This is a genomic window from Bacillus sp. ISL-18 (assembly GCF_018613415.1).
Lineage (GTDB): Bacteria > Bacillota > Bacilli > Bacillales > Cytobacillaceae > Neobacillus.
This window is the reverse complement of the sequence record NZ_JAGGQG010000002.1, coordinates 371,150-384,880: the sequence shown is the minus strand read 5'-3', so window position 1 is coordinate 384,880 and position 13,731 is coordinate 371,150. Positions and strand designations below refer to the sequence as shown.

Annotated in this window: 9 protein-coding genes; 1 reads left to right on the top strand and 8 read right to left on the bottom strand. The window is 38.3% G+C overall.

Annotation, left to right across the window (positions count from 1 at the left end; genetic code table 11):
• Nucleotides 1-15: 15 nt before the first annotated feature.
• The 8 genes from J7E81_RS02020 to J7E81_RS01985 all read right to left on the bottom strand — a co-directional run bounded on the left by J7E81_RS02020 (nt 16) and on the right by J7E81_RS01985 (nt 12,394).
• On the bottom strand, nt 16-2,928 hold the full coding sequence (locus tag J7E81_RS02020; RefSeq protein WP_215040449.1) for an alpha-L-rhamnosidase: 2,913 nt from the start codon (nt 2,926-2,928) through the stop codon (nt 16-18).
• Between the two features lie 120 nt (nt 2,929-3,048).
• A complete protein-coding gene (locus J7E81_RS02015) occupies nt 3,049-4,341 on the bottom strand; it encodes an MFS transporter (RefSeq protein WP_215040447.1) in 1,293 nt (430 codons plus the stop codon).
• A gap of 216 nt (nt 4,342-4,557) precedes the next feature.
• Nucleotides 4,558-5,826, bottom strand: coding sequence for a glycoside hydrolase family 1 protein (locus J7E81_RS02010; RefSeq protein WP_215040445.1), 1,269 nt, complete (start codon nt 5,824-5,826; stop codon nt 4,558-4,560).
• Between the two features lie 171 nt (nt 5,827-5,997).
• Nucleotides 5,998-7,005: an AraC family transcriptional regulator gene (locus tag J7E81_RS02005; protein WP_215040443.1), complete on the bottom strand. Its 1,008-nt coding sequence runs from the start codon at nt 7,003-7,005 to the stop codon at nt 5,998-6,000.
• A 238-nt stretch (nt 7,006-7,243) separates the two neighbouring features.
• The gene (gene rhaA, locus J7E81_RS02000) at nt 7,244-8,497 is read right to left on the bottom strand and encodes an L-rhamnose isomerase (protein WP_215040442.1); all 1,254 of its coding nucleotides are present in this window, start codon (nt 8,495-8,497) and stop codon (nt 7,244-7,246) included.
• A 21-nt stretch (nt 8,498-8,518) separates the two neighbouring features.
• Nucleotides 8,519-9,937, bottom strand: coding sequence for a rhamnulokinase (rhaB, locus tag J7E81_RS01995; protein ID WP_215040440.1), 1,419 nt, complete (start codon nt 9,935-9,937; stop codon nt 8,519-8,521).
• Nucleotides 9,938-10,102: 165 nt separating this feature from the next.
• Nucleotides 10,103-11,311 carry an MFS transporter gene (locus J7E81_RS01990; protein WP_215040439.1) on the bottom strand — a complete coding sequence of 403 codons (1,209 nt, stop codon included), beginning with the start codon at nt 11,309-11,311 and terminating at the stop codon, nt 10,103-10,105.
• Nucleotides 11,312-11,479: 168 nt separating this feature from the next.
• Entirely contained in the window at nt 11,480-12,394 is a 915-nt protein-coding gene (locus J7E81_RS01985; RefSeq protein WP_215040438.1) for a DMT family transporter, read from the bottom strand.
• A 214-nt stretch (nt 12,395-12,608) separates the two neighbouring features.
• Here J7E81_RS01985 and J7E81_RS01980 point away from each other — a divergent pair, with 214 nt between their 5' ends.
• Complete coding sequence (locus J7E81_RS01980; protein WP_215040437.1) at nt 12,609-13,610, top strand: AraC family transcriptional regulator; 1,002 nt, start codon at nt 12,609-12,611, stop codon at nt 13,608-13,610.
• The last annotated feature ends 121 nt before the right edge of the window (nt 13,611-13,731 follow it).

The following is a 13,731-nucleotide window of genomic DNA, read 5'->3' as shown; positions in this document are numbered from 1 at the left end:
TTGGCTTTCATCTATTTATTCTACTAAAACAGCTTCCAATTCCAGCATTTTTAACTCGTTAATAATGGACTTAACCTTATCAACTGTTAAATTCGCCTCTTGTAATTCCGCCAATTCTTTCAAGCTTCTAGCTTTTGTTGAAAAAATAGCAGGTGGTTTTGTGATACCAGGGGCAAATTTCTCTAAGATAGCAACCGCTTCATGATAATCAAGGAAATCAATAATTGGTGTATCCTCAGTAAAGTTTGGTCTCAATCCACTCTCGTTTCGATACCTAAAATGATAAGATCCAGAACCTACAGTGAGACGCACACCCTCGTTTGTTTCCATGTATGAATGAATATCCCCTGCAACCAATGGTTTATTTCCTTCCAACACATCAGCAAGACGCGCTTTAGGTAATAGAATCTCTGCCGTTGTATTTGCAGGAATTTCAACCTCGATCTCTACTGTTTCATTCGTCAATTTCCAGGCTGATAAAATCCTTCCATACATGGATTCAAAGGCAGCTTTTGCTTGGGTAAACGAAATACCTGCAAATTTTGGTTCAATTTTTATCTTCTTATAGGCAGGTATTGCTGGATCCATATCGATCCCTGCGACGACTTTATACATCCAATTTCCAATTGAACCATATGCATAGTGATTGAAGGAATTCATTTGATCACTCCAGAACGAACCGTCTTGCTTAATGCTATCCCAATGCTCCCAAACGGTTGTCGCTCCTTTTTTAACTTGGTACAACCAGGACGGGAAATCATCCTTCATTAATAATTTGACCGCTGTTTCGTGATATCCGCCTTTGGAAAGAGCTAAACTGATATACGGTGTTCCGACAAATCCTGTATTCAAATGATAGTCATTTTGTATGAGAAGCTGGTTTAACTCATAGGCTGTCCGTTCTTTGGCTTTTCCCTCCACCATATCAAACATTAGCGCAATGACATGGGCCGTTTGGGTTGGTGACACTAGTCTGCCTAATGGAGAAACAAATTCATCATTAAATTGTTCAATTATTTTATCCAATAAGAAACTATATTCCTGAACTTCATCCGCTTTCCCAAGGACCTCGGCTGCATCTCTTACAATCCTAGTTGAATGGGCATAAAAGACGGTGGCAATAAAATCTCTTGCCGTGGCGCCAACAAAGCTATTTTCTTTCGCATCCAGAGCTAACCAATCGCCGAAATGAAAACCTGTATTCCAGAGATATTCGTTCTTGCCCTGCCTGCGGATATATTCTACCCATGCTTTCATACTGTCAAATTGCTCAGCAAGTACACGTTTATCTCCGTAAGTTTGATAAACGGTCCATGGAATAATCGTCGCTGCATCTCCCCAAGCAGCAGATCCTTTTCCACCCTCTACATTCGGAATGACAAATGGTACATTGCCGTCTGGAAGCTGATCAGCCTTTAAATCTCTAAGCCACTTTGTAAAAAATGGACCACCATGATAATTAAACAATGCAGTTGGTATGAAGACTTGTGCATCCGCCGTCCATCCCAGCCGTTCACTGCGTTGCGGGCAGTCTGTCGGTACATCGAGGAAGTTTCCTCTTTGTCCCCAAACAATATTTTGCTGAAGTCGATTCACCAATGGATCGGAACACTCAAATTCGCCTGTTCTCTCCATGTCAGAGTGGATAACCTCTCCCACAAAATTTTCAAGTGGCAGAACGTTTTCCTGTCCTGGATATCCTTCTACTTTCACATAACGGAACCCCTGGAATGTGAAATATGGAGCATAGGACTCGATCCCTTCCCCTTTTGTTATATACTCTACTGTTTGCTTGGCAAATTTTAGATTGCCAAAATAAATATTTCCGTCTTTATCCAGTACTTCGGCATGGCGTAAAATAATTCGTGTTCCTGCAGGTGCATTCACTTTAAATCGAATTCTTCCCACCATGTTTTGACCCATGTCTAGAATGGTATCACCCGCTGGTGTCACAAACGTATCTATTGGTTTCAAAACTTCCGTTACACGGGTTGGATAGTTTTCCTGTGCCACCAATTGGGTAATTGGCATTTCTTGAATAATCGTACCGGTCCAATCCTGCTCATTGAAGTCGGACTGGCTCCAGCCTTCTTTTTCAAGCCTTGCATCATACGTTTCACCATGATAGATTTCTGAAAAAAGAATCGGTCCTGTGGAAGCTTTCCATGTGTTGTCCGTTACAATAATCTCTTCTGTCCCATCGATATAGGTTACATGAATTTGAAAAAATGCTGCCCGTCTATCACCATAAATATTACGGTTATTTTCCCTGACAAGGTTTCCTTTATACCAGCCATCTGCCAGCATTATTCCAATCGCATTGGAGCCAGCTAGAAGCTGCTCAGTTACATCATAGGTCTGATACTGAAGACGGCTATGATAGCTTGTCCAACCCGGAGCGAGTAGTTCATCACCGACGCGTTCTCCGTTTAAATATAATTCATACAACCCTACACCAGTGCCATAAATACGAGCCGAGGTAATACCGGGTTTTAGAATAAATTCTTTTCTTAATAGAAATGCCGGCTCACTCAGTGGATCGATTCCGGCTGGATCGGGTGTAATCCACTCTGCTTTCCACTCATCGGAAGTTAACTGTCCAGTTTCCCACCAAGCTGTTTCACTCCACTCTGTTTCAAAATCAAAATTGTCCCAGACTTTTACTCTGTAGAAATACCTTGTTCGAGGCTTTAATTCTCGACCGCCGCAATATTCTATTTGAGTAGATTCATCTGATCGAATAATCCCCGTATCCCATATGATTTCATTAAAATCCGCTTGATACGCCACTTGAATTTGATAGGCCTTTTGCATTGTTCCCCGTCTATCTGATTGGATCTTCCAGCTAATACGGGGTCTTTTTATATCAATTCCAAGTGGAATTCTACGATACTCGCATGTTAATGCCTCTACTTTTAATAACGTCATTTTTTATATTCCTTTCAATCTATACTTTGTTACTAAAAAAACTTGCAAATGACATAAAGACAATAGGGATGAATGTATATTACGTACATTCATCCCCCCTTTTTATTTTTCAATGATTCATTATATAACTAATTCACTTGTAGAATCATGTCCGCTATCCTTTTTAGATTCCATTTCAGGAATTGGCAGGACTACAACAGCAGAAAGGATAGAGAAAGCAGCGAGCACCAAGAAGAAGAATGTATAACCATCTCCACCAAAAAAGCTCACTCCTAAACCAATTAAAGAAGGTGCTGCAAAATTTACTAATGTGGATGACAAACTTGTTGTTGTATTCATAATGGAAATATCTTTTGCTGCATTCTCTTTAGATGGAAGAATTCGGTTTACAAGAGCATTATCTACTGCATTATACATTCCAAAACCAAAATTGAAGATAAAATTACCAACGACAACCCATGTAATATTTGACGAGAAGGCGAAGGCGATTAAACAAAGGCCTGTAACAAGGGCTGCACCGATAACAAATGGCTTTTGTTTTTTCACTTTATCCGATAAAAAGCCCCCCAGTATTCCAGCCACGACCATTAACATGATACCAGGTGCCATAAGTGCCATTAACTGAAAAATCTTTGTTTCACTCAAATGAAATCTTGCAATATAGAACAAGGTTAACATACCCATTCCAGCATTTGAGAAGTTAATAAACAACTTTGTTAACAGCGCCCAAGTATAGGAAGGATACTTTTTAAAGCTTGGATAAAAGCCACGAATCCCAAATGATTTTTTCTCACTTTTTGCTGCACCGACAAAATAATTGTCCTTAATTAATAGGGCAGCTAAAATTCCACAAACCACCTGAACAATAATCATCGAAATCATTTTCTCTTCAAGAGTTGATTTAGCAAAGGCTCCCATAAGCATCTGTCCGGTCATACCGAAAATAGGTGCGGAGGCCCCAATGAGGCCAGAAACCCGGCCAAACTTCTCCGGTTCTACTTGTTCCGGAACAACCGCGTAACAAGAAAGGGAAACCATACCATAAAAGAAGTTTGTTAGGCACAATGCAATGATAAAAACAGGAAGGGACGTAGCATAAGTAAGAGCTAACATAGAAAGAGCTCCCCCGATACTGCCCGCGATCATCCAGAATCTTCTTCTGCCCATCTTTAATCGTGTTTTATCTGCAATAACCCCGCTAAAAAGACCAAAAATAACTACAGCTATACCAGAGATACCAGTTGCAGTAGCAAAGGCAGCGGTTGCATGTTCTTGTCCAACAATTCTAATAACAATAAAGGTAGAAAGTCCAAAACTTAATAATACTAATGGTGCGATCGATGTACCAACACCTAGCATTGCGGCGATTACCAGCCTTACAAAAGGCGTCTTTTTCAACATATTAGTTTCCATATTATTAACCCCCTATAATATAAACGCTTTAATAAATAACCTGAACGCTTTGGGTTAAAACAATTAATCCTTTTTAAATTGACTACTCCTATATACCTATCTAATTTTCGATTATAGCAAGCGTTTTCAAAGAATATAATAGTAAAATCAATGTTTTTTTTTGCTCGATTCAAAGATTTTGCTCAGCCTCCGAGCTGCACCCGGAGGCCATGAAAGTTATTTGGCAACCAATGAATTCAATTGTGCAATACTTCCTAAATATCGTGCACTTTCCTTAACCTTTCGTTCCTGCGTAGAACGGTCCACCTCGATAAGACCAAATCTCATAGAATAGCCAGATTGCCATTCGAAATTATCAAAGGTGGTCCAGTGAAGGTATCCTCTGACGTCAATTCCATCGTTAAGACAGGCCTGAACACCTTCTAAAGCCTTACCGATGAATTCTACCCTGCGCGTGTCATCATCTGTTGCAATACCGTGTTCTGTGATCATAATTGGAATAGATAAATCTTTTGAAACCTTTCGGATCACGTTAGCAAGAGCTTCAGGATAAAATTCATACCCCATCTGTGTTAAATCTGCCCCTTCAGCAGGTCTCACTTGTCCTTCAGGTCCGTATACCTCTCTTGTATAATTTTGAAGTCCAAAGAAGTCGTCTCCTTCTAGCATCGGTAAATATTGTCTAAAATAACTATGCCATTTTTGCTCCGCCAAATCCTCGCCACCTGGAATAGACTGAATATCTGATAGAGCCATTGATAAACCGACTTTCGTATTTGGCGATGTCCGCTTAATTGCCTTACGTGCCTTCTGATGAGTCTCTTTTAATATTTTGATAGAAGACTCATCCGAAATCATATGGAACGTAAAATAATTTTCGATGGTGGTTCCGCACAATTTAGCGGCAGACTCTCTCCACTTTGGAGCCACCCAAGCATCTCTTTCAATCCCAACCGGTGGTATAAAGCCAATTTCCGAGAAAATCTCACGCAGCATAACTGGTAGGTTGATTTCATTCATTGTCAATGCGTATGGGATTAAATGCCCTAATTCACGGAATACCACTTCACAATAGTTAGCAAAACGATCGGGAACCTCCGGGCTAGCCCATCCTCCTATTCTCATTAGCCACTTAGGCGAAGAAAAGTGATGCATCGCTACTACTGGCGTGATTCCATGTTTGTGACAAGTTTTAAGAACATCTCGATAATGCTCAATCGCCGAACGTGAATATTGTCCTGGTTCTGTTTCGATTCTGGACCATTCGATCGAAAATCGGTACGTATTAAATCCTAGACTGGCCATCAGGGCAATATCCTCTTGATAAAGCCGGTAATGGTCAATGGTATCCCCGGATTTATCTTTATATGGCGAGCCTTCCGCATGCTCTTCTGCCCAGAAATCGCTGTTATAATTATTCCCTTCCACTTGATAAGCGGCTGTTGTTGATCCCCAAAGAAAATTGACTGGAAAATGTAATTCCATTTTAAACACTCCTTGTAAACTTATATCCTGCTGATTACCTATATTGTAGCAAGCGGTTTCAAAAGATTTAATATTAAAAACAAAGAGGTTTATTGCTCGAATCAAAGATTTTATATATTTTTGTAAAATAATAAAACCGCCGGGTAAAGGCGGTTTAAAGGTTTACAAGTTCTATATTAAACTTCTCGACTTTCCTTCTCGATATTCTTTAGGTGTCTGAAAGTAGACTTCGTTAAATTTCTTATAGAAAAAAGAGACACTCGAGTACCCGACTTCTTCTGCAATATCAGGTATTGGGAGGTCTGAGTTAGTTAGATATAGAGCTGCCTTGTTCAATCGCTGGATTTGCAGAAGATCCTTGAATGATTTTCCGGTTGCCTTTTTAAGGACAGCAGAAATATAGTTTGGGTGATATTTATAGTGATCTGCCATTTCCGTTAAACTGCAATCCTTGAAATGGTCATCAATATACTTTAGGAACTCGAGGACAATGGCATCCTTCTGCGTGATTTCGTCATTCTGCGCATGATTCGAATGGTTACTGTGGCGGATTAGTTCAGTAAACAATATGAACAGATAAGCATCAATCAATTCCGAAGTGAAAACGTCCTTATCATAATACTCACACATAATTTGCTCCATCATACTAACCACTTTGGATTTTTGTTCAAAAGGAAAATACAGATAGTTATTGGCTCTTCGACTATCGATTATGGAGTCAATTAGAAATTGTGAGATAATACTCTTATTTGTAAATCGACTAAGAAATCCAGTTGACAAGTAGTCATGCTTGAGTTTCATCTCAATGATAATATCTGATTTGGATATTTCTTTTATTGTGTGAGGGGTGTTCTTATCTATCATGATTGTTCCGCCCTCAATAATGTTAATTTCATGATCTTCCATAATAACTGTACATTTCCCTTTGTAGACGTAAATTAATTCAATATATTGATGAATATGCATTGGGACTAACGCAGCAACGGGACTCTGAGATATGAAAATGTTCTCTTCAATCGGATTGATTGTGGAATCAAAGATCATATAAAAATTATATACAGGCTCACCATTTATTACATTAACTTGTTCTGGTGGATAGGTATTTTTTATAACCTCCCAATCCGGTGCCTCCCTGGTGTTATTAGCTTGTAGGAAAGAATGCAAATCAATACAATTCATATGAACCCTCCTATCAAATTGAACGAACTGGAAACCTATTTACAATTAATGTAGAATTCTTTCGCTAGTTTGTAGAATTCCATCTTTAATTTGTAGAATAACTTAAAACTTCGTAGAATTCTTCCTTTATTTCGTTGAATTCTTCAATTTTTTGTAGAATTCCTTCTTTTTCCTAAAAAAGAAGACCCAAATAGGAGTCTATTATCCTCCTTATTTGAGTCTTCCCCAAAAAATTCATTTATCGCTTTAATAAAACCTCTTGCTCATAAGCTTTTACTTCTTCTAACCAAGACTCTCTTACTGGAACACCCATTTTTTCGCAATAGTAATCCCAAACTGCCCCAAATGGATACGTTTTGAATTCTTCCATTAACGCTAATCTTTCAGTGAAGTTTCCTTCTTCTTGAAGCTGTTTCAAATATTCGTTTGGTACCAACATAGCAGAAAGTAATGCCTTGATCATGTTGCGTGTTCCAATTGTCCATGCAGCCACACGGTTAATGCTGGCATCAAAGAAATCAAGTCCGATGATTACACGGTCTAATGCATCATTGCGTACAATTTCTAAGGCGATTTCTTTTAGTTCATCATCAAGAATAACAACATGGTCACTATCCCAACGTACAGGTCTTGAAACGTGAAGGGCAAGCTTTTCGCTAAATAAAAGCATGGATGAAATCTTGTTGGATACGGTTTCGGTTGGATGATAGTGTCCAGTATCCAGCAAGCATAATTTATCATTTTTCATGGCATAGTTGAGATAAAATTCATGAGAACCTACAACATAAGATTCTGAGCCTAGTCCAAATACTTTACTTTCCACCGCATCAAGATTGTACTTCTCATCTACCTCAACAGCAAAAATCTTATCTAATGATTCTTTTAATCTTTTTCTAGGAGTTAGGCGGTCACTTGGAATATCCTTGTAGCCGTCTGGAATCCAAATGTTAGTTAAGGCTGGTGTACCAAGTTCTTTACCGAAGTACTCCCCAATTTTCCGGCTTCCAATACAGTGATTAATCCAGAATTCACGAATTTCTTCGTTTGGATGAGAAAGAGTCAAACCATCATCTGCTTTTGGATGGGAGAACAAAGTCGGATTGTAATCTAATCCTAAACCATTTTCCTTTGCCCAGTTCACCCAGTTTTCGAAATGCTTTGGTTCTAATTGATCTCTTTCAACTACTTCTCCATTTGTTTCTGCATAAATGGCATGTAAGTTGACACGATGTTTACCAGGAATTAAGGAAAGTGCTTTTTCTAAGTCAGCTCGTAATTCTTCAGGTGTTGACGCTTTACCAGGATAATTTCCTGTAACGGAAATCCCTCCAGATAATTCTTGTTGATTCACTTCAAATCCGCCGATATCATCGCCCTGCCAGCAATGAATCGAGATCGGTACATTTTTTAAAGTTTCAATGACTTCGTCAACATTAATTCCCCATTTTTCATAAGCCTTTTTCGCAAGTTCATAGTTTTCTTGAATAGTCATGTCATTCTTCCTCTCTATCTGTTAGTTTGTAATCGGTGCAGTGGGCAAATATTTTTTCACTTCAAATGAATTTTTAACAATCGTACGAGCTTCTTTAATATCCTGGATCTCATCTAGAGCCATTAACTGGGCCACGATATTGCCAATGGCCGTAGCTTCAACTGGTCCTGCATATACTTCTTTCTTTGTTACATCAGCAACCAATTGATTCAGCATTTCGTTCTGACAGCCTCCGCCGATGACATTGATTTTTTCAAATCTCTTTTCAAAAATTTCTTCAATTTCATTTACGGCATCCTGATAGCTGACTGCTAAACTATCATATACGCATTTAGCGACTTCTCCAGGTGTGCTAGGGACAGGCTGGCCTGTTTCCACACAATAATTCATGATTTCTTGGATCATATTTTCTGGTTTTAAGAAACGGTCATCGTTGACATTAACAATGGCATTAAAGTCTTTCGCTTCTCTAGCTAAATCGACTAGCTCAGCAAAAGAATATTCGTTATTGTAGTTACGTCTTACCTCTTGGATCATCCAAAGACCCATAATATTTTTTAAGAAACGGTATTGATAATCGATACCGCCTTCATTTGTAAAATTGTAATCTAATGCTTTGGTAACACAAATTGGGAAGTAGTTTTCCACTCCAATCAATGACCATGTACCGGAACTGATATATATCGTTTCATTTTCTTCTGGTACGGCAATAACAGCTGATCCTGTATCATGTGTGGCCGGCAGAATGACTTGAAGGTCAAAGCCTAACTCTGAAACTAGTTCTTCGGTTAATGTTCCCAAGACAGTTTTAGGTGTCTTAATTTCATGGAACATTTCCTTATTAACCCCCAATACATCCAGCAGGTCATGATCCCACTTTTTCGTAAAGGCATTGACTAACTGAGTAGATGTCGCGTTCGTGTATTCGTTAGCTTTTTTACCTGTAAGCAAATAATTAAAGTAATCGGGAATCATTAAGAATGATTTAGCTTGATCTAAAATTTCCGGTGACTGTTGTTTAATCGAGTATAATTGATAGATCGTATTAAACTTTTGGAACTGAATGCCTGTTTCTAAGTACAGACGCTCCTTCATGATCTTCTCAAAAACCTGTTCCATCATCCCGTCAGTTCGAGGGTCACGATAGGAAACAGCCTCTGTTAATGGTTGATCGTTTTCATCTAGTAAAACAAAGTCAACGGCCCATGTATCGATTCCGATACTATCCGGTTTGATGCCAAGTTCATGGCACTTTATTAATCCATTTTTGATTTCTTGAAAAAGCTGGTTGGCTTCCCAGCAATAGGAGTCCCCTTTTTTGACAATTTGGTTTTCAAATCGATGTATTTCATCTAGTTTTAATATCTCATTTTCTAGATAGCCTAAAATTAGTCGGCCGCTAGAAGCACCAATATCAACAGCAATACTGTATTTTGTCATTAACATCACCTCTCGGTTGGAAACGCTTACTAATATATTAATATCTTACTAGAAAATGAGGATTTTCCTATAACTTGATTCAACCAATTTATTGTCCTTATTTGCATTTACCTCTGTTTTTTTTATAAAAAAAACACCACAGATTCATCCTGTGATGTTAATTGATTAGATTTTATATTTTAGCTGGTGGATCCCCCAAACAACGAACCCTAACACAATCATCGCTCCTCCTGTTAAGCACACGCCCTGCCACTGCCATAGGTTCCAAGCATAACTGCCAAGTGAGGAACCTAGCGAACCGCCAAGGAAATAGGTCACCATAAATACGGTATTTAACCGGCTTCTTGCCTCCGGAACTAAACTATAGATTCTGGTTTGATTTGAGATCTGTGCTCCCTGAACACCTAAATCCAATAGAATAACGCCAACGACTATTCCCCAGACAGCAGAACCTAAAAATCCAAAGAAAAGATAGGATAACAATGTAATGATAATGAACATACCCACCAATGACTTTGCGCTAAACCGATCAGCTAATCGTCCTACAAGAGGCGCTGCCGAAGCCCCCACAACACCAACCAAACCAAATAAACCAGTCACTTCACTCCCAAAGTTAAACGGCACTCCCTCTAAATAAAAGGCTAGTGATGTCCAGAATACGCTAAAACTTCCAAACAACAATCCTCCAACTAAGGACGCTTCTCGTAAGGTTGGCTGAGTGACAATTAATTCACCAATGGATTTTAAAACTTGACGATAGGTCAAGTTTGCCTCCGGATAACTTTTAGGCAAGAATAGTTTTAGAATGAATGCTAATGCTAACATTAATACTGCAGCAACCCAATACATCATCCGCCAACCGAAGTTGCCTCCAATAAAACCAGCTACGGTTCGTGCGAGGAGAACGCCAAAAAGTAATCCGCTCATCACACTTCCAATCACTTTTCCTCGTTCATCCGGCTCAGCCATCTGTGCTGCCAACGGTATAATTACCTGAGGTACGACCGTAGTGATTCCAACAGCCAGACTAACCACATAGATCCCAAGCAGGCTTTGTGCTGTAGCAACGCCAATCAGTGAAATGGTTACGGAAGCTAATAAAACAGTTATTAGTTGACGACGTTCTTTCATATCTCCCAACGGCACAAACAAAAACATGCCGATTGCATAGCCAATTTGTGTAAACATTGAAATGTTTCCTACTTGGTGGGAGTTCGCATGAAATGTACGTCCCATATCGGCTAAAAGCGGCTGATTGTAATAAAGATTGGCCACAGCTAGACCACATGTAATAGACATTAACAAAACCAAACCTTTTGTTAATTTATTCCCTTTTGATTGATTCATTTCTATTCCTGTAGAATTATTTGTCATTTGTATCTCCTTATTTCCAATCCCATTCTGTCATATTTAAGGCTTTATTAGGGGGTTGGGACTTTTATTGCGAATTTATAGATTTATACAAAAAACTACTAAAAAGGATACTAGAAAAAGCGACCTTTTAGACTAATAAAAAAAGTCTTCCCTAAACAGGAGGACTTTTTACAATGCCGCTTTATTTGATCCTGTAGAAACGACCGTTTTAACCGATGGCATATTCGCTATAAATACGCCAAGTAATACCAAGATACCTCCAAAGATTTGATTAAGCGAGATATGGCTGCCTAAAATAAAATGGGAAGCAAGAATGGCGACAAATGGCTGGATATTCATGAACATTGAAGCTGTACCTGCACCGACTTTCGCTACCCCTTTATTCCACCAAAAACCGGCTACTCCTTGAGCGATAATCCCAGCACAAGCTAACAATATCCACATAAACAGAGAATGACTGATAACAGAGCCGCTCACCAAATTCTCAACTCCGGCTGCAGGAATCATCAATACACTTCCTAGTACAGTCGAATAAACAGTAATAATAAAGGTGTCCATGGTTTTCGCTAAACCTCGAATAAATAAAATACTAATCGAGAGGCAAAGCATGGCGATTAGTATGTTAAAGTCTCCCCACGAGATTCCTAAAGCGCCATTTGCAATGCCGATAATGGAAAAAACACCGATTAAACTAATCAGGGCTCCTGCAGATTTTTTAATTGTAAACTTGACCTTAAAAATAATCCGTTCCAACAAAATAGTTGCTATCGGTGCCAAGGCTATAATTAAAGAGGCGTTAGCTGGTGTTGTATGATGAAGACCCGTAAAGTAGAAAGTTTGATTTAACAGGGTTCCAAATATCCCGACACCAATGAGGAATTTCCACTCTAAAATGGTTGGACGCTTCAACCCCTTATGTATCAAGGCACAGATAATCAAAAATAGTGAAGTAGAGCAAATTCGAACAGTTGATAAAAAAACAGGTGAAAATCCTTGCAGCAAATAGGAACTGACTGGATAATTACAACCCCACATTACAGACACCAAAAAGAGACTAATAAAAGCTTTTATGGTACTAGACATTATTAAATGAACAACCCCTCTAGGATGTTATTATTGGAAACTTTTAATAGTATAGCATTCTATTTCGCATAGCGAAAGATTATAAAACATTATTTCATAGTGTTAAATGGTTTAGATACCCATACCTACAGCCATCCCTTACTTTATAAAAGAATAAGAAATTGATAAACTATATTTATAAGAATTTGATAAACAACAAAGGAGGGTGATGAACATGGATACAAATGGTATCGAGAAACAATTGAGGGAGATGAATGTCTTTGAAAAAAAGTATTCAGGAACACATGAAAACCCTAGACATTACTCCCGCTTGGAAGACTCAGAACTTACTTTTTCGAAAGATGTTCAAGCACCCGACATTGTACCGGTAGAATATTTTTTTAAACCTGAGCAAAATGTTGTTTTTCTAAAACACCCTCGTTTTATCAATTTCACCGAACATAGACATTCTTTTATTGAAATGAATTATGTTTACTCAGGTACTTGTACACAGTATATAAATGGCAAAGAGGTAATTCTCAAAGAAGGTGACCTCTGTTTACTTGATACAAATGTTCTGCACGGAATTGAAAGCGCCTCTGAGAATGATATTATTATTAACATTATGATTCGGACCAGTTATTTTGATTCGGCACTGCTTCAAAGGCTGTCAGGAAATGATTTATTAACCGATTTTTTCGTGAATGCCATTTACCAACAAAAGCAAAATAGCCGGTATATCATATTTCCTAAAGGTTCTAACAATCGACTCAAAGAAATCATTATCCAAGCATTGGGAGAATTCTTTCATCCACAGCTTTGCTCGAATGAGGCGATCAATTCTTATATGCTATTAATTTTTACAGAGCTTTTAAGGATTTATAATAGCTATTCTAAAGACAAAGAAGAACCAACCTTTAAGAAAGCGTTTATCTCGGAGATTCTAAGTTTTATGGAACAAAATTATCAGACAATGACCCTTGAACAAACGGCCGAGAAGTTCCACTTTCATCCGAATCATCTAACTAGATTACTAAAAACCAATTTAGGCAAAACATTTATTGAACTATCCCATCAATTAAAAATAAAAAATGCCTGTACGCTGCTCGAGAACACCGATTTAACGATTGACCAAATTGCTAATAAAGTCGGATATACCAATATTACATTCTTCTATAAATCATTTAAAAAAATTCATGCTGTTACTCCAGCGGAATATCGCAAAAAAGACCACTAAAGGCCTACTCCTTAGTAGACTTTCGTGGTTTTTTGTTACGAATTATTTTGTGAACAAATTGTGACCAAAATCACCAAAAAGAACGATATAACCAAAACATTGTCAGACTATTCTTTAAAAT

Coding starts and splice junctions, on each gene's coding strand:
- rhaA (WP_215040442.1), bottom strand. CDS start 8,497: ATGACTATTCAAGAAAACTATGAACTTGCGAAAAAGGCTTATGAAAAA.
- J7E81_RS01980 (WP_215040437.1), top strand. CDS start 12,609: ATGGATACAAATGGTATCGAGAAACAATTGAGGGAGATGAATGTCTTT.
- rhaB (WP_215040440.1), bottom strand. CDS start 9,937: ATGACAAAATACAGTATTGCTGTTGATATTGGTGCTTCTAGCGGCCGA.
- J7E81_RS01985 (WP_215040438.1), bottom strand. CDS start 12,394: ATGTCTAGTACCATAAAAGCTTTTATTAGTCTCTTTTTGGTGTCTGTA.
- J7E81_RS02015 (WP_215040447.1), bottom strand. CDS start 4,341: ATGGAAACTAATATGTTGAAAAAGACGCCTTTTGTAAGGCTGGTAATC.
- J7E81_RS02005 (WP_215040443.1), bottom strand. CDS start 7,005: ATGAATTGTATTGATTTGCATTCTTTCCTACAAGCTAATAACACCAGG.
- J7E81_RS02020 (WP_215040449.1), bottom strand. CDS start 2,928: ATGACGTTATTAAAAGTAGAGGCATTAACATGCGAGTATCGTAGAATT.
- J7E81_RS02010 (WP_215040445.1), bottom strand. CDS start 5,826: ATGGAATTACATTTTCCAGTCAATTTTCTTTGGGGATCAACAACAGCC.
- J7E81_RS01990 (WP_215040439.1), bottom strand. CDS start 11,311: ATGACAAATAATTCTACAGGAATAGAAATGAATCAATCAAAAGGGAAT.